Raw genomic sequence first — 21,568 nt, 5'->3', positions numbered from 1 at the left:
GGTCAGGTGTGGACGGCGGTGCCGTCCGCGCCGGTGGCGCCGCGGGTGTAGCGCGGGTGGATCAGGCCGACGCAGCTGTACGGCAGGTGGTCGATCTCCTCGACGGGGACGCCGCGTTGGGCGGCGAGCAGCCGGATGTGGTCGAGGTCGGGGCCGGCGCCGCGGCGGGCGAGGATCCGCCAGGGAACGCGGCGCAGCAGCACCCGGGTGGTCTCACCGACGCCCGGCTTGACCAGGTTGACGCTGTCGATGCCGTACTCGGCGCTTATCCGCTCGACGGCGGCCCAGCCTTCCCAGCTGGGGGTGCGGTCGGCGGTGGCGAGGCGGGCGGTTTCGGCGGCGACGGCGTCGGCGACGGCCGGGAAGGCGGCGGCGACGGTGTCGACGAACCGGGTGGAGACGTCGGCGTCGGCCAGGTGCCGGTAGTACTTGGCGCCGTGGAACTCGTCCGGCCCGGTCAGGTCGGCGCGCAGCACGGTGCGGGAGACCAGGCCGGAGACGGTCGAGTTGAGGCAGGCGGACGGGATCAGGAAGTCGTCGCGGGTGCCGTAGGTGCGCACGCAGCTGCCGGGGTCGGCGAGGACGGCGAGGTCGGGGTCGAAGCCGGTGCCGGCCAGTGCCCGGTCGAGCTCCCGGGTGATGGCGCCCTTGCCCGTCCAGCCGTCGACGAAGACCACGTCGGCGGCGCGGTGGTGGGCGGCGAGGTGGCGCAGCGCGACCCGGTCGATGCCGCGGCCGCGGACGATGGAGACGGTGTAGTGCGGCACGTCGAGGCCGTGGGCGTGGGCGAGCCAGCGGCGGATCAGGATGCCGACGGGGGTGCCCGCCCGGGCCAGCGAGGCCAGCACCAGGTGCGGTCCGCGTTCGCGCAGCAGGGTTTCGGCGACCGCGCCGACGGCGGTGGCCAGCCGGGTCGCGGAAGCGGCCAGCGCGGTGCGGAACAGCTGCTGGTACTCGGGGCTGGGCTGGTACTCGACCGGCAGCGACTCGGCGTAGTGGGCGCCGCCGGACTGCACGGCCTCCTCGCGTTCCTCGGTGGGTGCTTCGAGGTGGACGTCGGAGAGGTCCTTGAGCAGCCAGGTGACGTCGGCGGCCGGGTAGCTGGAGAAGGCCGGTCCGTGCAGCGGGCGGGCGGCGGGCGGGGAGGGGGCGGTGTGTGCGGTCATGCCGGGCCTTCGGTGGGGTGCGCAGGGGTGATGCTCGGGCAGCGGGCGGTCGGTGGGGCGTCAGGCGGGTGGCGCCGGGCGGTACGACGGGAGAACGGCGAGCACCACGTGGTCGGTGGCGGTGCGCAGGCGGGGCAGCAGGGCGTCGGGGCCGTGGTGCAGGGCGGGGGTGTCGGCGGGGTCGTCGACGACCAGGACGACGGTGTCGAACCGGCGGGCCGGGTCGCTGCCGGGGGCGACGTTGTAGGCGTAGCGCTCGGTGGAGTCGTCGCCGGCCGGGTCGTCGTGGGCGGTGAAGGCGAGCCGGGTGCGGATCGCGTAGCCGGGGTGGTCGTGGGCGAACACCGGGGAGCGGGTGGTGGTGGAGAACCGGATCTCGGCGTCCGGGAGTCGGCGCTGCAGGGCGTCGGCGAGGCGCAGCGGGGCGTACATCAGCTCCTCGCAGCCGAGCACCAGGACACGGCGGGCCCGGGGGCCGACGGCGTCGGCGAGGGCGGCGCCCAGGGCGGGGAGCGTCTCGTCCAGCCGGCGGCGGTGGGCGGGGGTGAAGCCGTGTCGGCCGCCGTCCGGCAGGCCGTCCGGCCAGGGCAGTGGGAGGCGGGTCAACTCGCCCTGCGGTGCGGCGGGTTGGGGCTGTTCGGGGACGGCGTCGATGAGCGCGCGGGCGCGGTCCAGGACGTCCACGGGAAGGTGGACGCCGCCGTCGGCGGTGGCCACCAGGTCGACCCGGGCGCCGAGCTCGGCCGCGGCGGCCGCCAGGCGGGACCGGTCGGCGGGGGTGCGCAGGTCGACCAGGGCGACCACCACGTACCGCTCGCGGGGGTGGGCGGCGTGCAGGGCGCGGATGGTGTTGAGGACCGTGGTGCCGGTGGAGAACTCGTCGTCGACCAGCACCAGCGGGCCGTCGCCGGCGAGGAGTTCCGGGTCCTCCGGGAGCAGCAGGTGGCTGGTGGCGTGCGAGTGCTCCTCCTCGAAGCCGCCGAGCGGGGCGAGGCCGGGCACGGGGCGGCGGGTGGAGTGCAGGTAGGGCGCGTCGAGGCCGTCGGCGACGCTGTGGCCGAGGGCGGTGGCGGTCTCCGCGTAGCCGAGCACCACGGCGCGCGCGGTCTCCGCCGGGCCGAGCAGCGCGGCCACCCGGCGGCCGAGGTCGAGCCCGGCGCCGTGCACCACCTCGGGCCGCTGCGGGACGTGCTTGCCCAGCACCTGGGAGACCAGCAGGTGGGCGCGCTTGGGGTTGCGGCGCAGCGCGAGGCCGATCAGCGCGGTGAGTTCGGGCCCGCCGGTGAGGCGCACGCCCAGCCGGTCGGTGACCCACTGGCCGGTCCAGGGGTCGGCCCCGACCGGCCCGGGGGCGGTGGTGTCGACGGTCATCGGGACTCCTCTCCTCACGGCGACGGGTGGTGCTGGTGGTGCTGGTGGTGCTGGTGGTGCTGGTGGTGCTGGTGGTGCTGGTGGGGCTGGTGGTGCTGGTGGGGCTCGGTGAGGACGCACGGCTGCACGTCCGGGTTCGAGCGTACGGGGCGCGCCGAGGCCCGTGGATCGACCGACCGGCGACGCTTCGCGTACCGATCGGTGAGGATCCGGTGACCGCCCGGTGGAGGCCGGCGTCCTCCGATCGGTTGACGCGCAGTCAGCTCCCGGGACGTTTCCGGGTTCAGGAGACGCAGGCTGAGAGCAGTTCCGCGAAGGACACCTCGGCCCGCGCGACGCCGAACACCTCGGCGCGCAGCAGCACCCGCTCGGCCCAGGCCCGGTGCGGCTTGGCCTCGTTCATCTTGTTGGTGTACGCGGAGCGGCTCACCCCGCCGCCGCCGCGGTGCTGCTGGAGGATGTCGTGGGCGTCGCACAGCTCCTCGTGGGTCACCACGGACAGCGCGTGCACGGCGGCGACGTGGCTGGGGTGGATGCAGGTCTTGCCCAACAGCCCGTTGGCCCGGTCGAGTTCGATCTCCCGGATCAGCCCGTCCAGGTCGTGCTCGATCAGCCGCTGCCGGACCCGGTCGGCGGGCGGAGTGGCCTCGGCGAACGGGGTGCGGCGCAGCTGCGGCTTGAACATCCGCTCCTGGAGCGGGAAGTACTCCCAGACCGGGCCGGTGACGGTGAACCCGGTGCCGTCGGCGCGGCCGAGCACGTTGACCACGTCGCCGATCACCTGGGCCACCAGCGACACGTCGTAGGCGGTCAGGTCGGGCGAGCGGCGCAGCCCGTACGCGGAGCACAGGTCGGTGACGCCGAGCCGTACGGCGAGGACCCGCTCGCGGTGCTTGTCGAGCAGCCGGGCGATGCCGAACAGCTGCTCGCGGCGGCTCTCCAGGTGGGCGAGTTCGGGCGACTCCAGCACCGGCATGACGAACAGCCGCTGCCCGCCGGCCTCCTCGGCGCGGGTCAGCGCCTCCAGGAACGGCCGTCCGCTGTCCTCGGTGAACTTGGGCACCACGAAGCCGCTGAGCAGCCGCAGCGCGGGGCCGAGCCGCCGGGCCAGGTCGGTGATCTGCTCGGGGAACCGCACCCGGACGAACAGCAGCGGAAGCTCGGCGGCCGCGTCCCGGTCCTCCGGCCCGGCGAGCTCGGTGAGCTGGGCGACCAGGTTGTGCTCGGCGTCGTCGACCTCGTGGTCGGCGATGGCGTCCTCCAGGCAGAGCACCATGGAGATCACGCCGCGGGCGGCCTGTCGGCGGATGTCGCGGGCCAGGGTGGGACGGGTGGCGGGGCTGTAGAGCGTGGCGCCGAGCGCGGTGGCCAGGACGTCCGCCCCGCTGTCCCGGTCGAAGGCGACGGGCTGCTCGTGAAAGAGCCGGCTGCGGACGTCGTCCGCGAGATGCCCGAAGTGGCGCAAAGTGCTCTCCCGCTCTGATCTGTGGGGCCCGCTGGGGGGCCGGTGACGGCTGCCCCCTCGACACATGGACGGTTGGCGCGGCCGGATAGTTCGCCGGGGCGCGGTCACCGTGCGGAGTCGGGAGCACCGGGCCGCCGGCCGCCCATCGTACGGCCGGACGAGGCCGGCGAAGCAGTTCGAAACATCGAATTCCCACAAGCTTTTCGGCCCCGTCGTCCGACATCGCCCCCGGCCTGCCGCCCCCACCGCCCCCGGCCCGCCGCCCCGTCGCCCGAGCCCGCCGACGCCGCGCCCGCGTTGTCCCGGGCCCCGGGCAGGCGGCAGGATGGTGCGCTATGACGCATGTGATGGCGAAGGGCGCCAACATCCCGCTGACGGCCAACGCCGTCCGTGCCGTCCTGCGTTGGACGGACACCCCGGGCATCCCGGACGTGGACGCCTCGGCCCTGCTGCTGGCCGAGGACGGCAGGGTCCGCGACGACCTGGACTTCGTGTTCTACAACCAGCCCCGGCACCCGTCCGGTCTGGTCCGCCACCTGCCCAAGCAGGCCGCGGACGGCTGGATCCGGGACGCGGTGGAGATCGACCTGGCGAAGCTGCCCGCCGGGGTGGACCGGGTGGTGCTGGCCGGCTCCGCCGAGGGCGGGGCGTTCCCCGCCGTGCCGAACCTGCGGGTGCTGCTGTTCGACGTCGGCGCGCCCGAAGGGACGCCCGCGCTGGCCGAGTTCGCCGTCGACGAGCACGAGCAGGTGACGGCGCTGGTCGCCGCCGAGCTGTACCGCCGCTCGGGCGGCTGGAAGTTCCGCGCCGTCGGCCAGGGGTACGTGCACGGACTGATCGCGCTGGCCACCGACTTCGGCATCACCGTGGAGGACTCCGGCGGCGACGGCGGCGCCCCGCTGGCCGCCGACCCGCGGCTGCCCGGACCGGCTGCCGCCCCCGAGCCGCCGCAGCGGCCCGCGCCGCTCCCGGTGGACGAGGACGACTGGACGCTCGCCCCGGCGCTGCCCACCCAGGCATCGGCCCCGGAGCCGGTCGCGGCGCCGCCCGCCCCGATCCTCGCCCCGCCGCCGCCCGCGCTGCCGCCGACCGTCCACCACGCCGCGCAGACCGGCGACCGGCCGCCCGCCCCGCAGGCCGCCGGCTACGGCTACCCGCAGCAGCAGCCGCAACCGCAGGGCTACGGCTACCCGCAGCCGCAGGCGGGCGGTTACGGCTACCCCCAGCCGGCCGCCGCCGGCGGGTACGGCCGGCCGCAGCCGCAGGCCGCGGGCTACGGCTATCCGCAGCAGCCGCCCGCACCGCCCGTTCAGCAGCCCGTGCAGGCGCCGGCGCCCCCGCAGCCGGGCGCGCCGTTCGCGCTGCCGCCGCAGGGCCCGCAGTTCCAGCCGCGCTGAGCCGTCAACTTCCGGGCTTCTCGGCGGTCTTGTACCCCCGCTCCCACTGCATGCCGAAGCCGTACAGCCGGTCCAGGTCCGACTGGAAGCCGTGCACGTACCGCACCTCGCGGCGGATCGACAGCTTGCCCTCGCCGTCGTTCTCGATCAGCACCACCGCGCACGAGCGGGCCGCCGCGGCCCGCTCGTCCAGCTCGATCTCGATCCGCGGGCCGCTCTGCGGGACGATCGTGATCACCGCCTGGGTGCGGTCGAACGCCGGGGTGTCGTCGTAGATGTAGACGAACACCAGCAGCCGCTTGAACTGGTCCTTCTTCTCCAGGTTGATGTGCATGGTCTCGCCGGACGACGCGCCCGACACGTCGTCACCGGAGAGCTTGATGTACGGCGGTTTGTTCAGGTCGCCGAACAGTCGGCCGAGCGGCTGCACCACGCCCCGGCTGCCGTCGGCGAGTTCGTACATGCAGGCCAGGTCGAGGTCCACGCTCTGCGGGGCGGAGCCGGCGGTGGCGGGCTCCAGCGGGCGCAGGATGCGCGGGTCGAAGAACCGGCGCAGCGTGCGGCCCACGGTGGGGCGTTCGGCGCCGCGGGTCGACCAGTGCAGGTTGATGTACAGGTAGCCGGTGGTGGCGGCCGAGCCCGTGATGGCGTGCTGCGGCTGGGACTTGGTCAGTGTGACCTTGAACTGCCCTCCGGTGTCGAAGCTGTCGCTGCGGTCCCCTTTCAGGAACTCCCACACCGAGACCATCGTGTCCTCCCCCAGCGCCGGTTCTGTCCTCAGCCTCTCCAATACCCACCCGACGGTCCCTGAGTCAACGTCAACCCTCCGGCGGGGCCCGCTGGCAGAGGGTTCGTCACTCCCGTACGATGCCCGCTCCTCGGACGCGATATCGTCTCTCCGCACAGGTGTCCCGTGCGTTGTCCCGTGCGCCACGTCACCTCCAACTTCCCCTGCCCTGCGGAAAGCCGAGGCCCTCCCCGCGATGAACCTCTCCTCCATACAGCTGGTCTGGGCCGTGGTCGGCGGCGCAGCCCTGCTGTTCACCGCCATCCTGGTGGCCTTCCTGCGTTTCAAGAACAACAAGGCCGAGGGGTCCGACGACTCCTGGGAGCGCAGCGAGGAGCGCCGCCGCCGCAAGGAGGCCGTCTACGGCGGCGCGTCGTACGTGCTGCTGTTCTGCTGCGCCGGTGTAGCAGCCGCGCTGTCGTTCCACGGCCTGGTCGGCTTCGGCCAGCAGAACCTGAACCTGTCCGGCGGCTGGGAGTACCTGGTCCCGTTCGGCCTGGACGGCGCCGCGATGTTCTGTTCGGTGCTCGCGGTGCGCGAGGCCAGCCACGGTGACGCGGCGCTCGGCTCCCGCATGCTGGTGTGGCTGTTCGCCGTCGCCTCGGCCTGGTTCAACTGGGTGCACGCCCCGCGCGGCGGCGCGCACGACGGCGCCCCGCAGTTCTTCGCCGGCATGTCGATCTCGGCGGCCGTGCTGTTCGACCGGGCGCTGAAGCAGACCCGCCGGGCGGCGCTGCGCGAGCAGGGCCTGGTGCCCCGCCCGCTGCCGCAGATCCGCGTGGTCCGCTGGCTGCGCGCCCCCCGCGAGACCTACGCCGCCTGGTCGCTGATGCTGCTGGAGAACGTCCGCAGCCTGGACGAGGCCGTCGAGGAGGTCCGCGAGGAGCGTCAGGCCAAGCTGGACGCCAAGGTCCGCGCCCGCAGCGCCGACCGCCGCGAGCGGGCCGAGCTGAAGGCGATCTCCCGGCAGACCGGCATGCTGGGCCGGGCCCGGCACGGCCGTCAGGTGCCGGCTCTGGCCGCCGCTGGCGACTCCCCGTCGTCCGCTACGGAGCCTGCCCTAGCCGCCGAGGAAACCACCCTCGACCGGGTCGGCCCCTCCGCCCTGGAGCCCGCCGCCCTGAACGCCGGCCGCCGCCCCCGCGCCGCCGTCGAATCGCCCTCCACCGGCAGCTCGTACTCGTCCAGCATCGACCTGACGATGGACGAGGACACCCTGTCGATGCCGAAGCTGGACTCGCTGGAGCGCAAGCTCCGGGCGATCGAGCAGCAGCTCGGCTGATCCTCCGCACCACGACGAGAGCCGCCCGCCGGGACGTCCCGGTGGGCGGCTCTCTCGTTGGGCGGCGCCGGCTAGCTCTCGGCCGGTTCGGCGCCCTCCAGCGTCTGTTCCCGCTTGTTGCGGATCATCGAGGAGGCCAGTGCCGCGCCGATGAAGGCGACACCGATCAGGCCGGTGACGATCTCCGGGACGTGGAACTTGATCGAGGCGAGCAGGATCAGCGACAGCGCGCCGATCGCGTAGTGCGCGCCGTGCTCCAGGTACACGTAGTCGTCCAGGGTGCCCTTGCGGACCAGGAAGACGGTCAGCGAGCGGATGTACATCGCGCCGATGCCGAGGCCCAGGGTGATCTGGAAGATGTCCTGCGAGATGGCGAACGCGCCGACCACGCCGTCGAACGAGAAGGACGCGTCCAGGACCTCCAGGTAGAGGAAGAGGAAGAACGCGGCCTTGCCGCCGACCTGGACGATCGACTTGCCCTTGCGCTCGGCCTCGTGCTCGGCCTCCTCCTGCTCCTCCAGGCCGGATTCGAAGACCCCGGAGAGGCCGTTGACGGCGAGATAGGTGGCCAGACCGCAGACACCGGCCAGCAGGACCGTTTCGGCACGATCACCGGCGAACAGCCGGGCCGACAGGGCGAGCAGCACCAGCGCGATGACCGAGGAGAGGGCCTCCAGCTTGCCGATCTTCTCCAGCGGCTTCTCGATCCAGCGCAGCCAGTTGAACTCCTTCTCCTCCAGGATGAAGTCGAGGAAGATCATCAGCAGGAAGATGCCACCGAACGCGGCGATCGCCGGGTTGGCCATCTCCAGGTACTGCGCGTAGGTGTGGCCGTCGTGGGTCTTGCTGGAGTCCAGCGCCAGCTGGACCACGGTCGCCGGGTTGAGGTGCGCGGTCAGCGCCACCACCAGCAGCGGGAAGACCAGCCGCATGCCGAAGACCGCGATCAGCACGCCGACCGTGAGGAAGATCTTCTGCCAGAAGGCGTTCATCCGCTTGAGAACGGTGGCGTTGACGACGGCGTTGTCGAAGGACAGGGAGATCTCGAGGATCGAGAGGATCAGGACGACGCCGAATCCTTCGGCCCCCCAGATCAGGCCGGCGGCGATCAGGCCGGCGATCGTGATGGCGAAGGACCATCCGAACGTACGGAGGAACACGGGGTCAGTTACCTTTCTGGCTACCGGAATTGACCGATTCCGGGCTGCTTACTGAACGTTGACGCCGAAGTCGAGCGCGATGCCGCGCAGGCCGGACGCGTAGCCCTGGCCCACGGCACGGAACTTCCACTCGCCCTGGTAGCGGTAGAGCTCGCCGAAGATCATCGCGGTCTCGCCGGACGCGTCCTCGGAGAGGTCGTAGCGCGCGATCTCACTGCCGTCGCCCACGTTGACCACGCGGATGTAGGCGTTGGAGACCTGCCCGAAGCTTTGCAGCCGGGCGTCGGCGTCGTAGATGGACACGGCGAAGACGACCTTGTCGATCTGCACCGGCACCAGGTCCAGGTGGACCTCGACCACCTCGTCGTCGCCGTCACCGTCGCCGGTGAGGTTGTCGCCCTGGTGCTCGACCGAGCCCTCGGGGCTGCGCAGGTTGTTGTAGAAGACGAAGTACTCGTCGCCGAGGACTCGACCGGCGGAGCACAGCAGTGCGCTGGCATCCAGGTCGAACGGCGCGCCGGTGGTGGACCGGGCGTCCCAGCCGAGGCCGATCCGGACCTGCGTCAGATTCGGCGCGGCCTTGGTCAGCGAGACGTTTCCGCCCTTGGCAAGGGTGACGGTCATCGGACTTTCCTCCCAGCTCCCGTCTCCGGGGCTCCCGGGGTGTGCTGCGGTGGTCGGCCGTCGGACCGCCCGGGAGGGCCGGTCCGACCGGGCACGTCCGAAGGACGCACCCCAAGAGATCTACGCCCCTCGACGGCCCTGCAGTGCTGCACACCCGACTGAACTTCCTGAACTCCGCTCACCGCCCGGCCCGACCGGTGGGCCCCGCGGGCCCGGAACCGTCCGCGCACGCGCCCCGGCCGGGGGCGGATCGCGGCCGAATCTATCAAGCGCGCATCCGTTTCCCCGCCGACCGGAACCGGCCGGAACCCGCCCGGTACGCTGCCCCCGCCGCCGAACGAACCGTCGCGCGGGCACCGACGCACCAGGACGAACAGAGGGAGCATCGCCACGATGCCGTTCGAACCGCTCGAGGGCACCGACCCCGAATCCGTCGGCCCCTACCGCCTGTTGGCGCGACTCGGCGTCGGCGGAATGGGCCGGGTCTACCTGGCCCGCTCGGCCGGCGGCCGGACCGTCGCGGTCAAGGTGGTGCGCGCCGAACTCGCCCACGACGCCGACTTCCGCGAGCGCTTCCGCCGCGAGGTGACCGCCGCCCGCTCCGTCGGAGGCACCTTCACCGCCCCGGTGGTCGACTCCGACCAGGACGGCGAGACCCCCTGGCTGGCCACCGCGTACGTGCTCGGCCCCGCGCTCGTCGACGCGGTCGACGACCACGGGCCGCTGCCCGTCGACAGCGTCCGCACCCTCGGCGTGGGCCTGGCGCAGGCGCTGACGGCGATCCACGCGGCCGGGCTGGTGCACCGCGACCTCAAGCCGTCCAACGTGCTGCTGGCCGCCGACGGACCCCGGGTGATCGACTTCGGCATCGCCCGGGCCCTGGACGGCGACCGGATGACCTCCACCGGCGTGGTGGTCGGCTCGCCCGGCTACATGAGCCCCGAACAGGCCGGCGGCCGCCCGATCGGCCCGGCCTCCGACGTGTTCTCGCTCGGGTCGGTCCTGGTGCTCGCCGCCACCGGCCGCGCCCCGTTCGACCACGCCGAGGACGGCGGCGCGCCGTCCGCCGCGTCCCTGCTGTACCGGGTGGTGCACGACCGCCCCGACCTGACCGCGCTGCCCGAGCCGCTGCGGCCCGCGGTCACCGCCTGCCTGGCCAAGGACCCGGCGCAGCGGCCCTCACCCGCCGAACTCGGCGCACTGCTCGGCGAGTCGGTCGCCCCGGCCCGCTCCGGCTGGCTGCCCGTCGCGGTCGCCTCCGACATCGCCACCCGCGCCGCCGAGGTGATGGACCTGGAGGACCCCGTCCGGGTCGCCGCCCCCGTCGACCCGCGCCGCGCCCCGGCCGTCCGCACCCCGACCGAGGTCTCCGACTCCCCGACCGGCACCGTCCGGCTCGGGGTCCGCACCCCGGCCCCCGCCGCCCCGGACGGGCCGGCCACCGAGCCGGTCGACGCCGCGGCCGCCCGCCCGTCCCGCCGGGCGCTGCTGCTGGGCGGCGGCGCGGCCGTGCTGGCCGGCGCCGGCGGCCTGACCGCCTGGGCGCTGGGCCGCCGCGGCGCCGCTCCGCACCCCGACCCGGCGCCGCCGTCCAGTGGCCCCGCCTCCCCGTCCCCGGCCCGCAGCACCCGCGCCCCGGGCGTGCCGCCGGCCCCGCTGTGGACGTACCGGCTGTCGTCGAGCAGCGCCGGCAGCCTCGGCATGGCGTTCTCCCCCGGCCTGCTGCACCTGGGCGGCGCGGACCTGGTCGCGGTGAACCTGGCCGACGGCAGCGAGAAGTGGATCACCAAGGACGCGATGGCCTACCACCTGGCCGTCGCGGGCGGCTCGGTCTCCTACGGCACCATCGCCGACCTGATCACGGTGGACGCCGGCTCCGGCGCGGTGCTGTGGAAGTACCGCCCCGAGCCGCCGAAGCCGAACGGCACCCAGATCGCCTCGGACACCGTGCTGGCCGCCGACGACCGCGCCGTGTACGCGATGTGCGCCTACCTGTCGCTGGACTCGTCCGGCCTGCCCGACGCGGGCGCGAAGACCGGCAAGGGCATCATGGCGCTGTCCCGCAAGGACGGTTCGATGCTGTGGAACCAGCACCGCAACCAGACCGCCGACTACCTGGTCAGCTCCGACCTGACCTCGGACACCCTGCTGTACACCGACAGCAAGGAGAACCTGGTCGCCCGCTCACTGGCCGACGGCGCCCAGAGCTGGTTCGCCACCACCGACTCGCGCTCCACCTACCAGCCGGTGCTGCAGGACGGCCTGGTGTTCTGCTCCGTCGAGCCGAACGGCCTGCAGGGCGTGCGGGTCTCCGACGGCAGGCAGGTGTGGGCGAAGACCTCCGACCGCTCCACCCGCCTGTGGTACTCGCCGCCCGCGGCCGGCAAGCACGTCGTGTACGCGGTGCTCGGCGGCCTGACCATGACCGTCCAGGGCACCACCTACACCCCGACCGCCCCGAGCCGGGTGGTGGCCTTCAACGCGGCCGACGGCACCGAGCTGTGGCACCTGGAGCTGCCCACCGAGGTGCTGATGGACAGCCCGGTGCTGGTCCGCGACACCCTGTTCGTGCCCACCGCGGACCGCGGCATCCACGCGGTGGACGTGGTCGACCGCAAGCTCCGCTGGACCTTCCAGACCGGCGCCTCGATCGACCTGCCCTGGCACCTGGCCGGCAACGACGACCTGCTGATCGCCGTCCAGGGCGACCGGGTGATGGCGCTGCCGCCGGAGTAGCGACGGCGACGGGCCGGCTCCGCGGACGGACCCGGCCCGCACCGTGCCCGGCGCGACCTCAGACGTTGACGCCGAAGTCCTGCGCGATGCCGCGCAGGCCGGAGGCGTAGCCCTGGCCGATGGCGCGGAACTTCCACTCGGCGCCGTTGCGGTACAGCTCGCCGAAGACCATCGCGGTCTCGGTGGAGGCGTCCTCGGAGAGGTCGTAGCGGGCGATCTCGGCGCCGCCGGCCTGGTTCACCACCCGGATGAAGGCGTTGCGGACCTGGCCGAAGCTCTGCTGCCGGTTCTCCGCGTCGTAGATCGACACCGGGAAGACGATCTTGGCCACGTCGGCCGGGACGCCGTCCAGGTGGACCTTGATCTGCTCGTCGTCGCCCTCGCCCTCACCGGTGAGGTTGTCGCCGGTGTGCTCGACCGAACCGTCGGCGCTCTTCAGGTTGTTGAAGAAGATGAAGTCGGCGTCGGAGCGGACCCGGCCCTGCTCGGTGCAGAGCAGCGCACTGGCGTCCAGGTCGAAGTCCGTGCCGGTGGTGGTGCGTACGTCCCACCCGAGGCCGACGACCACGGCCGTCAGGCCCGGCGCCTCCTTGGTGAGCGAGACATTGCCGCCCTTGCTCAGGCTGACACCCACGTGGTCCTCCAAGAAGTCGGTTTCCCGATCCGTCAACGGCCCGATCGTAGTGCGGGGTTCCCGGACCTCGGCGGCGACTCGGCCCGGCGGGCGCCGGAAATCGGCGCCCGCCGGGCCGAGGGGGCGTCAGAGCGCGCCGACGGCGGCCAGGTACTCCTGGGTGTCGCGGGCGTCCGGGAGGCCGTTGACGATGCTCCAGCGGACCACGCCCTCCTTGTCGATCACGAAGGTGCCGCGCACCGCGCAGCCCTTCTCCTCGTTGAAGACGCCGTAGGCGCGGGCGACCTCGCCGTGCGGCCAGAAGTCCGACAGCAGCGGGTACTCGAGGCCCTGCTGGTCGCCGAACACCCGCAGCGAGAACGGCGAGTCGGCGGAGACGGCGAGCACCTGCACCTCGTCGTTCTGCAGGCGCGGCAGCTCCTTCTGGATCTCGCAGACCTCGCCGGTGCAGACGCCGGTGAAGGCGAACGGGTAGAAGACCACGACGACGTTCTTCTCGCCGCGGAAGTCGGACAGCTTCACCGACTCGCCGTGCTGGTTCTTCAGCTCGAAGTCGGGGGCCTGGGCGCCGATCTCGATGGCCATGGTGGAACCTTCCTGCCGGGACGTGATGGTGCGGGCAGGGGAATCTTCGCATCCGCGCGCGCCCGTTCGGCCGTTCGGGGGAGACGTCGGGCCGTTCGACGTACTGTTCAGCCCTGAGCGAACACGGTGGCGGGGCGACGCACACGGGCCCCGGCGGAGGAACTCCGCCGGGGCCCGTGTCACGATTCGAAGCTCAGCGCTTGCCGGTCTTCGAGGCCTTCGGGGTGGCCAGGCGGGTGCCCGCCCAGTCCTTGGCGATCGCCACCGAGCTGGTCTGTGACAGGCCCGCGGTCTTCGCGGCGTCGGCGATCTCGTGCGCCTCGACGTGCCCGTCACGGCCGGTCTTCGGCGTCAGCAGCCAGATCAGGCCGCCCTCCGCCAGGTACTCCAGGGCGTCGACCAGGACGTCGGTGAGATCCCCGTCCTCGTCGCGGTGCCACAGCAGGACGCCGTCGGCGACGTCGTCGTAGTCCTCGTCGACGAGCTCGGTGCCAGTGATGTCCTCGATGCCCTCGCGGAGCTCCTGGTCACTGTCGTCGTCGTACCCGAGCTCCTGAATGATCTGGCCCTCTTCGAAGCCCAGACGAAGCGCCGGGTTGGACTTGTCCGCGGGGTCCGCGGTCGCGCTCACGGGAATAACCTCCAGTATTCGGCTCGGCATCCATGCCGAGGCTGTGGCCGTAGTCCACACGGGAGCGGCGGTTCGCGCAAGTACCCGACCCCCGATCCCACCCAAAGGTTGACGCGTCGAGGGCCGACACGCCGCCCTCCGTGTGGCCAATCACACCGAAATGTCCGTATCCGTACCGGACCAGGACGCTTCGTCTCCCACCCTCGCACAGGCCGTACGCCTGCCCGAGATGCGAACGGCATTCGGGCCAGCCCCGTGTGCGGGCGTAAAGTCTTCTGTTGGCCCTCACCCCGACCGGCGGCCATCCACCGACCGGGGTCCCAGGTCGGACCACCTCCTGACCGTACCGCCCAACCGGCGGAACGGTTACCGATCGGTAGAGATGACGGATCTCCGAACGCGGTAGCACGATGGAGGCGGCGCGACAACTCAGTTTCGACCGACAGTGAAGGAACAGCGTGGCTTCCGGATCCGATCGCAACCCGATCATCATTGGCGGCCTCCCGAGCCAGGTCCCGGACTTCGATCCCGAGGAGACCGCGGAGTGGCTGGAGTCGCTTGACGCTGCCATCGACGAGCGTGGGCGCGAGCGTGCCCGCTACCTGATGCTGCGGCTGATCGAGCGCGCCCGTGAAAAGCGTGTCGCCGTGCCCGAGATGCGCAGCACGGACTACGTCAACACCATCGCCACCAAGGACGAGCCGTTCTTCCCCGGCAACGAGGAGATCGAGCGCAAGATCCTCAACGCGACGCGCTGGAACGCGGCCGTCATGGTCTCCCGCGCCCAGCGCCCGGGAATCGGCGTCGGCGGCCACATCGCCACCTTCGCCTCCTCCGCGTCGCTGTACGACGTGGGCTTCAACTACTTCTTCCGCGGCAAGGACGCCGACGGCGAGTCCGGCGACCAGGTGTTCTTCCAGGGTCACGCCTCGCCGGGCATCTACGCCCGCGCCTTCCTGCTGGACCGACTGACCGAGCAGCAGCTCGACGCGTTCCGCCAGGAGAAGTCCAAGGCGCCGTACGGCCTGTCCAGCTACCCGCACCCGCGGCTGATGCCGGACTTCTGGGAGTTCCCGACCGTCTCGATGGGCCTCGGCCCGCTCGGCGCGATCTACCAGGCCCGGATGAACCGCTACCTGGAGCACCGCGGCATCAAGGACACCTCCGACTCGCAGGTGTACGCCTTCCTCGGCGACGGCGAGATGGACGAGCCCGAGTCGCTCGGCCAGCTGTCCCTGGCCGCCCGCGAGGGCCTGGACAACCTGACCTTCGTGGTCAACTGCAACCTGCAGCGCCTGGACGGCCCGGTCCGCGGCAACGGCAAGATCATCCAGGAGCTGGAGTCGCAGTTCCGCGGCGCCGGCTGGAACGTCATCAAGCTGGTCTGGGACCGCACCTGGGACCCGCTGCTGGCCCAGGACCGCGACGGCGTCCTGGTCAACAAGCTGAACACCACCCCGGACGGCCAGTTCCAGACCTACGCCACCGAGTCCGGCTCGTACATCCGCGAGCACTTCTTCGGCGGCGACCTGCGCCTGCGCGCCATGGTCGAGAACATGACGGACCACCAGATCCAGCACCTGGGCCGCGGCGGCCACGACCACCGCAAGGTCTACGCCGCGTTCAAGGCCGCCCGCGAGCACAAGGGCCAGCCGACCGTCATCCTGGCGCAGACCGTCAAGGGCTGGACGCTGGGCCCCAACTTCGAGGGCCGCAACGCCACCCACCAGATGAAGAAGCTGACGGTCGAGGACCTGAAGCGCTTCCGCGACCGGCTGCACCTGCCGATCACCGACAAGCAGCTCGACGAGGGCTACCCGCCCTACTACCACCCGGGCCGCAACTCGGAAGAGATCCAGTACATGCACGACCGCCGCGAGGAGCTCGGCGGCTACGTGCCCACCCGCAAGGTCCGCCCGCGCAAGCTCGAACTCCCGGGCGACGACGCGTACAAGGCGGTCAAGAAGGGCTCCGGCAACCAGACCATCGCCACCACCATGGCGTTCGTCCGGGTGCTCAAGGACCTGATGCGGGACAAGGGCATCGGCAACCGCTTCGTGCCGATCGCGCCGGACGAGTACCGCACCTTCGGCATGGACTCGCTCTTCCCGTCCGCCAAGATCTACAACCCGCTCGGCCAGACCTACGAGTCGGTCGACCGCGAGCTGCTGCTGGCGTACAAGGAGTCCCCGTCCGGCCAGATGCTGCACGACGGCATCTCCGAGGCCGGCTGCACCGCCTCGCTGATCGCCGCCGGCTCGTCCTACGCGACGCACGGCGAACCGCTGATCCCGGTCTACGTCTTCTACTCGATGTTCGGGTTCCAGCGCACCGGCGACCAGTTCTGGCAGATGGCCGACCAGCTGGCCCGCGGCTTCGTGATCGGCGCCACCGCCGGCCGCACCACGCTGACCGGCGAGGGCCTGCAGCACGCCGACGGCCACTCGCAGCTGCTGGCCTCCACCAACCCCGGTGTGGTCGCCTACGACCCGGCCTACGGGTACGAGATCGCCCACATCGTCCAGGACGGTCTGCGCCGCATGTACGGCTCCTCCGCCGAGCACCCGCACGGCGAGGACGTCTTCTACTACATGACCGTCTACAACGAGCCCATCAAGATGCCGGCCGAGCCGGAGGGCGTCGACGTCGACGGCATCCTCAAGGGCATCTACAAGCTCTCCGAGGGCGCCGCCGGCCAGATCCCCGCCCAGCTGCTCGCCTCCGGCGTGGCGGTGCCGTGGGCGCTGGAGGCGCAGCGCATCCTCGCCGAGGAGTGGAACGTCAAGGCGGACGTCTGGTCGGCCACCTCCTGGAACGAGCTGCGCCGCGACGCCGTCGAGGCGGAGGAGTTCAACCTCCTCCACCCGGAGGAGCCGCAGCGCGTCCCGTACGTGACCTCCAAGCTCTCCGGGGCCGAGGGTCCGTTCGTGGCCGTCTCCGACTGGATGCGCGCCGTCCCGGACCAGATCGCCCGCTGGATCCCCGGCCAGTACCAGTCCCTGGGCGCCGACGGCTTCGGCTTCGCCGACACCCGCGGCGCGGCCCGGCGCTTCTTCCACATCGACGCCCAGTCGATCGTCCTGGCCACCCTCACCGAGCTGGCCAAGCAGGGCAAGATCGACCGCTCGGTCCTCAAGTCCGCGATCGACCGCTACCAGCTCCTCGACGTGGCCGCGGCCGAGCCGGGTGCCGCGGGCGGCGACGCCTAAGCGCAAGCCGCTCCACCGCACCACCCGCTCCGCCGTCCCCGCGCCCCGTCAGGGGCGCAGAGCAACCGCACGTCAGATGTGGACTGCCGGACCGGCCTCGTTCGCGCCGCGCTTGGTGAGCAGGCCGAGGCCCGCGGCCGCGAGGGCGACGACGGAGGCGACGGTGAAGGCCACGCCCATGCCGCTGACGAAGGAGGAGTGGACGGCGTCCGCGATGCCGGTGACGACCTGCTGGGGGGTGCCCTCCGGCAGCGGCGGGGCGATGCCGAGCTGCGCGGCCTGCTTGAGCTGCTCGCCCTGCTCGCCGTCCGGGAACGGCACACCGGTGGCGGCCCACTTGCCGGGCAGCGCGCTGGTGACCTTGGAGGCCATCACCGCGCCGAGCACGGCGGTGCCGAGGCTGCCGCCGACCTGCATCGCGGCCTGCTGGAGGCCGCCGGCCACGCCGGCCAGCTCCAGCGGGGCGTTGCCGACGATGACCTCGGTGGCGCCGACCATGACGGGGCTGAGGCCGAGGCCCATCAGCAGGAACCAGAGCGACATGACGCCGTTGCCGGAGTGGATGTCCAGGGTGGACATGCCGAGCATCGCGCCGGTGGTGAGCAGCATGCCGCCGACGATCGGGATGCGCGGGCCGACCTTCCCGATCAGGAAGCCGGCCACCGGGGCGCCGACGATCATCATGCCGGTCATCGGCAGCAGGTGGACGCCGGCGTCGACCGGGGCCATCCCGTGGACGTTCTGCAGGTAGAAGGTCACGAAGAAGATGCCGCCGAAGAACGCGAACGCCATCAGCACCATCAGCAGGGTGCCGGCCGACAGCGGGACCGAGCGGAACAGGGCGAGCGGGACGAGCGGTTCCTTGGCGAAGTTCTGCCAGACCGCGAACGCCACCAGGGCGAGCACCGCGCCGCCGAGGAAGAGCAGCGTGGCGGGGTCGCTCCAGCCCCAGGTGGGGGCCTTGATGATGCCCCAGACCAGCATGAACATCGCGCCGGAGAGCAGCACGATGCCGGGGATGTCGAAGGACTTGGCGGCCTTCTCGGAGCGCACGTCCTTGAGGATCAGCACGCCCAGGAGCACCGCGACGACGCCGACCGGGATGTTGATGTAGAAGACCGACTCCCAGTTGACGTGCTCGACCAGCAGGCCGCCGACGATCGGGCCGGCCGCGGTGGAGGCGCCGATGACGCCGCCCCAGATGCCGATCGCCATGTTGAGCTTCTCGGCGGGGAAGGCCCCGCGCAGCAGGCCGAGCGCGGCGGGCTGGAGCAGCGCGCCGAACAGGCCCTGCAGGACGCGGAAGAAGATCACCTGCTGGATCGAGCCGGCGAAGCCGATCGCGGCGGAGGTGGCGGCGAAGCCGACCGCGCCGACCAGGAAGGTGGACTTGTGGCCGAACCGGTCGCCGATCTTGCCGGCGGTGATCAGGAAGACCGCCAGGGCCAGCAGGTAGCCGGAGGTGACCCACTGGATGTCGGCGGGGCTGGCCTTCAGGTCGGTCTGGATCGCCGGGTTGGCGATGGCGACGACGGTGCCGTCGAGGGCGACCATCATGACGCCGACGGCGACGGTGAGCAGGGTCAGCCAGGGGTGTCCCCGCAGCTTCCCTCCGGCGGCCGGGGCCGCTTCCTTGTCGATGACGACGGACTGGCTCATGGCTCGGGACATCCCCGTTCGTATGGTGTGACGAGAGAGCGGCTCCGCCATTATGTCAGTCGCTGACAATCGACAAGCGGTGACTCGTGTCACTTGATGACAAGTGGCAGACCGCTATCGTTGAACCATGGCCACCCCCGTCTCCGCCGTCCACCCGCACTCCGCTGGCCTGCGCGAACGCAAGAAGCAGAAGACCCGCGACGCGCTGGTCGACGCCGCCCACCGGCTGTTCCTGCAGCAGGGCTACGCGAAGACCACGGTCGACGAGATCGCGGCCTCGGTGGAGGTCTCCCAGCGCACCTTCTTCCGGTACTTCGCCAACAAGGAGGAGGTCGCCCTGGCGGTGCTGGCCGACGCCGAGGAGACCTTCCTGGAGCTGCTGCGCGGCCGGCCCGCCGCGGAGAGCCCGCTGGAGGCGATGCGCGGCGCGGTCCGGCAGGTGTGGCACTCGCTCGACCAGGGCCGGGTCGCCGAACGCGGCACCGTCACGGGCGCGCTGGAACTCTTCGAACTGATCGAGTCCACCCCCACCCTGCTCGCCGCCCACCTGCGGCACACCCTGCACCAGGAGGTCGAGGTGGCCCGGGTCCTCGCCGACCGCGAGGGCCTCGACCCGGCGGTCGACCTGCGCCCCCGGCTGCTCGCCGCCGTGTTCGGCACCGTGGTGCGGCTCTCCCACCTGTCGTACGCCGCCGCGCCCGACCAGCACGGCCACTGCATGGACGGCATGCTGTCCCTGATCGAGCGCCACTTCGACCAGCTCGGACCGGCGTTGGCCGGCTCCTGGCGCTGACCCCGGGCCCCGGTAGTACTGCGGTATCAGGGCCGCACCCGACCGGAGTATGAGGACACCGGCCCCACCTCGGCCTACTCTCGGGCCGGTGACCACCTGGAAGACCTTCCTCAGCGCCCTCGTCGAGCCCGTCCCGAGCAACCGGCCGCCGCTGGCCGGCGCCCACAGAGCATGGGTCCGGGCGCTGCCCTTCGTGGTGGTACTGGCCATGATCGGTGCGCTGCTGCCCACCGGCATCGTCTCGCTGACCAGGTTCTACGGGGTGAACGGGGGCCTCGCCGCCGCGCTGGCCACCGTCCAGGCCGGGGCGCTGGCGCTGGCGCTGGTCCGGCCGCTGACCGCCTGGCAACTGGTGGCGCCGTCGGTGCTGGTCGGCGCGATCGTCACCCACGGCGAGGCCGCCACCCAGGCCTGGCCCTGGCCGGTCACCACCCTGCTGAGCTACCTGTTCCTGATGGTGTTCCTGGCGATCCGGGAACGCGGACGGACCCTGCTCGCCGTCTGGGCGGTCACCTTCGTCGGCAACAGCCTCAGCTGGTCCGTCTTCGCCGACTACTTCGACGGCACCTCGGTGGTGGTCACCGCGCTCTCCGGGGTGATCCTGCTGCTCGGCTGGAGCCTGCGCGGCCGCGGCGAGGCACGACGGCTGCTCGCCGCCCAGGAGCAGATCTCCGAGACCGAACGCGCCCGGCGCACCCTGCTGGAGGAGCGCGCCCGGATCGCCCGCGAGCTGCACGACGTGGTCGCCCACCACATGTCGGTGATCGCCGTCCAGGCCGACAGCGCCCCGTACCGGATCGAGGGCCTGCCCGAGCCCGCCGTCGCCGAGTTCGGGCAGATCGCCACCGCCGCCCGCGGCTCGCTCACCGAGATGCGCCGCCTGCTCGGGGTGCTCCGGGCCGCCGAGACCGAGGCCGACAAGGCCCCGCAGCCCGGCCTCGCCGACCTGCCGGGCCTGCTCGCCACCGTGGCCCAGGCCGGCGTCCACGCCGAACTCGACCTCGCCGACGACGTCCGGAAGCTCGACCCCGTCCCCGAGGCCGTCGGCCTGTCCGCGTACCGGATCGTCCAGGAGGCGCTGGCCAACGTCGTCCGGCACGCGCCCGGCGCCACCGCCCGGGTCCGGGTCGCGGCGGCCGACGGCGCGCTCACCGTGGACGTCGAGAACGACCCGGCGCCCGGCAAGGCCCCCGCCGTCGAGACCTCCGCCTCCACCGGGCACGGCCTGACCGGAATGCGCGAGCGCGTCCGGCTGCTGGCTGGCACCCTGGACACCGGCCCGACCGCCGACGGCGGCTACCGGGTCGCCGCCGTCCTGCCGATCGACCGTCCCGCCACGGCGGGTTGACACCGCCCCAGGGGAGAACACCGCATGACCATCCGCGTCCTCATCGTCGACGACCAGGCGATGGTCCGGGCCGGCTTCGCCGCCCTGCTCAACGCGCAGGCCGACATCGACGTGGTCGGCGACGCCGCGAACGGCCGCCAGGCGCTGGAGGTCAGCGGACACACCCACCCCGACGTGGTCCTGATGGACGTCCGCATGCCCGAGATGGACGGCCTCGAAGCCGCCCGCCGCCTCCTCGACCCCCCGCCCGGCACCGTCCACCGCCCGCGCGTCCTGATGCTCACCACCTTCGACGTCGACGACTACGTCTACGAGGCCCTCCGCGCCGGCGCCTCCGGCTTCCTCCTCAAGGACGCCCCGCCCGCCGACCTCATCAACGCCGTCCGCGTGGTCGCCGCCGGCGACGCCCTCCTCGCCCCGTCCATCACCCGCCGCCTGATCGCCGACTTCGCCCAGAACCGCCCCACTCCCCGCCGCGACCCCCGCCTCCGCCTCAACGGCCTCACCCCGCGCGAGACCGAAGTCCTCGAACTCATCGCCCGCGGCCTCTCCAACCAGGAGATCGCCGCCCACCTGGTCCTCGCCGAACAGACCGTCAAGACCCACATCGGCCGCATCCTCGCCAAACTCAACCTCCGCGACCGCGCCCAAGCAGTCGTCCTGGCCTACGAGAGCGGCCTGGTCCAGCCCGGCGGGTAGGGGGTGGGAGCGAGACCGGTGC

15 protein-coding genes and 1 pseudogene are annotated in these 21,568 nt (G+C 72.2%); 7 read left to right on the top strand and 9 right to left on the bottom strand.

Annotated features, from left to right (window positions below; all coding sequences use genetic code 11):
• Nucleotides 1-2: 2 nt before the first annotated feature.
• Together ACI1MP_RS25980 and ACI1MP_RS25975 are read right to left on the bottom strand one after the other, a co-directional pair.
• Nucleotides 3-2,537, bottom strand: a pseudogene (locus ACI1MP_RS25980) (phosphoribosyltransferase).
• A gap of 283 nt (nucleotides 2,538-2,820) precedes the next feature.
• Nucleotides 2,821-4,002 carry an HpcH/HpaI aldolase/citrate lyase family protein gene (locus ACI1MP_RS25975; RefSeq protein ID WP_380335294.1) on the bottom strand — a complete coding sequence of 394 codons (1,182 nt, stop codon included), beginning with the start codon at nucleotides 4,000-4,002 and terminating at the stop codon, nucleotides 2,821-2,823.
• 335 nt (nucleotides 4,003-4,337) lie between these two features.
• On the opposite strand from ACI1MP_RS25975, the gene ACI1MP_RS25970 reads away from it, so the two are divergent.
• A complete protein-coding gene (locus ACI1MP_RS25970; RefSeq protein ID WP_380335297.1) occupies nucleotides 4,338-5,399 on the top strand; it encodes a TerD family protein in 1,062 nt (353 codons plus the stop codon).
• 4 nt (nucleotides 5,400-5,403) lie between these two features.
• Here ACI1MP_RS25970 and ACI1MP_RS25965 read toward each other — a convergent pair whose 3' ends face one another.
• Nucleotides 5,404-6,147 (bottom strand): Tellurium resistance, encoded by a 744-nt coding sequence (locus ACI1MP_RS25965; RefSeq protein WP_100585786.1) that lies wholly within the window; start codon nucleotides 6,145-6,147, stop codon nucleotides 5,404-5,406.
• A gap of 235 nt (nucleotides 6,148-6,382) precedes the next feature.
• Here ACI1MP_RS25965 and ACI1MP_RS25960 point away from each other — a divergent pair, with 235 nt between their 5' ends.
• Nucleotides 6,383-7,468 (top strand): DUF2637 domain-containing protein, encoded by a 1,086-nt coding sequence (locus ACI1MP_RS25960; RefSeq protein ID WP_100585785.1) that lies wholly within the window; start codon nucleotides 6,383-6,385, stop codon nucleotides 7,466-7,468.
• Nucleotides 7,469-7,539: 71 nt separating this feature from the next.
• Here the strand turns inward: ACI1MP_RS25960 and ACI1MP_RS25955 are convergent, their stop codons facing one another.
• Both ACI1MP_RS25955 and ACI1MP_RS25950 read right to left on the bottom strand, forming a co-directional pair.
• Entirely contained in the window at nucleotides 7,540-8,628 is a 1,089-nt protein-coding gene (locus tag ACI1MP_RS25955) for a DUF475 domain-containing protein (protein ID WP_100585784.1), read from the bottom strand.
• A gap of 48 nt (nucleotides 8,629-8,676) precedes the next feature.
• A complete protein-coding gene (locus ACI1MP_RS25950) occupies nucleotides 8,677-9,252 on the bottom strand; it encodes a TerD family protein (RefSeq protein ID WP_043913808.1) in 576 nt (191 codons plus the stop codon).
• Between the two features lie 393 nt (nucleotides 9,253-9,645).
• Between ACI1MP_RS25950 and ACI1MP_RS25945 the strand changes: the two genes are divergently transcribed.
• Entirely contained in the window at nucleotides 9,646-11,988 is a 2,343-nt protein-coding gene (locus tag ACI1MP_RS25945) for a protein kinase domain-containing protein (protein ID WP_404869582.1), read from the top strand.
• A 58-nt stretch (nucleotides 11,989-12,046) separates the two neighbouring features.
• Here the strand turns inward: ACI1MP_RS25945 and ACI1MP_RS25940 are convergent, their stop codons facing one another.
• The 3 genes from ACI1MP_RS25940 to ACI1MP_RS25930 all read right to left on the bottom strand — a co-directional run bounded on the left by ACI1MP_RS25940 (nucleotide 12,047) and on the right by ACI1MP_RS25930 (nucleotide 13,838).
• Nucleotides 12,047-12,622, bottom strand: coding sequence for a TerD family protein (locus ACI1MP_RS25940; RefSeq protein WP_043916337.1), 576 nt, complete (start codon nucleotides 12,620-12,622; stop codon nucleotides 12,047-12,049).
• A gap of 126 nt (nucleotides 12,623-12,748) precedes the next feature.
• Nucleotides 12,749-13,207, bottom strand: coding sequence for a peroxiredoxin (locus tag ACI1MP_RS25935; protein WP_043913812.1), 459 nt, complete (start codon nucleotides 13,205-13,207; stop codon nucleotides 12,749-12,751).
• A 193-nt stretch (nucleotides 13,208-13,400) separates the two neighbouring features.
• Entirely contained in the window at nucleotides 13,401-13,838 is a 438-nt protein-coding gene (locus tag ACI1MP_RS25930) for a DUF3052 domain-containing protein (protein WP_043913813.1), read from the bottom strand.
• Nucleotides 13,839-14,296: 458 nt separating this feature from the next.
• On the opposite strand from ACI1MP_RS25930, the gene aceE reads away from it, so the two are divergent.
• Nucleotides 14,297-17,047 carry a pyruvate dehydrogenase (acetyl-transferring), homodimeric type gene (aceE, locus tag ACI1MP_RS25925; protein WP_404869581.1) on the top strand — a complete coding sequence of 917 codons (2,751 nt, stop codon included), beginning with the start codon at nucleotides 14,297-14,299 and terminating at the stop codon, nucleotides 17,045-17,047.
• A gap of 72 nt (nucleotides 17,048-17,119) precedes the next feature.
• On the opposite strand, the gene ACI1MP_RS25920 is transcribed toward aceE, so the two are convergent.
• Nucleotides 17,120-18,706 (bottom strand): MFS transporter, encoded by a 1,587-nt coding sequence (locus tag ACI1MP_RS25920; protein WP_380335309.1) that lies wholly within the window; start codon nucleotides 18,704-18,706, stop codon nucleotides 17,120-17,122.
• Between the two features lie 127 nt (nucleotides 18,707-18,833).
• On the opposite strand from ACI1MP_RS25920, the gene ACI1MP_RS25915 reads away from it, so the two are divergent.
• From ACI1MP_RS25915 to ACI1MP_RS25905, 3 genes are all read left to right on the top strand, one after another.
• The gene (locus ACI1MP_RS25915; RefSeq protein ID WP_043913817.1) at nucleotides 18,834-19,499 is read left to right on the top strand and encodes a TetR/AcrR family transcriptional regulator; all 666 of its coding nucleotides are present in this window, start codon (nucleotides 18,834-18,836) and stop codon (nucleotides 19,497-19,499) included.
• 88 nt (nucleotides 19,500-19,587) lie between these two features.
• Entirely contained in the window at nucleotides 19,588-20,847 is a 1,260-nt protein-coding gene (locus tag ACI1MP_RS25910; RefSeq protein ID WP_404869580.1) for a sensor histidine kinase, read from the top strand.
• A gap of 24 nt (nucleotides 20,848-20,871) precedes the next feature.
• Entirely contained in the window at nucleotides 20,872-21,546 is a 675-nt protein-coding gene (locus ACI1MP_RS25905; RefSeq protein WP_380335316.1) for a response regulator, read from the top strand.
• Nucleotides 21,547-21,568: the final 22 nt, after the last annotated feature.

It is taken from the genome of Kitasatospora griseola (assembly GCF_044999035.1).
Classification (GTDB): domain Bacteria; phylum Actinomycetota; class Actinomycetes; order Streptomycetales; family Streptomycetaceae; genus Kitasatospora; species Kitasatospora griseola.
The sequence above is the reverse complement of the archived record's forward strand: the minus strand, read 5'-3'. Positions and strand labels throughout refer to the sequence as shown.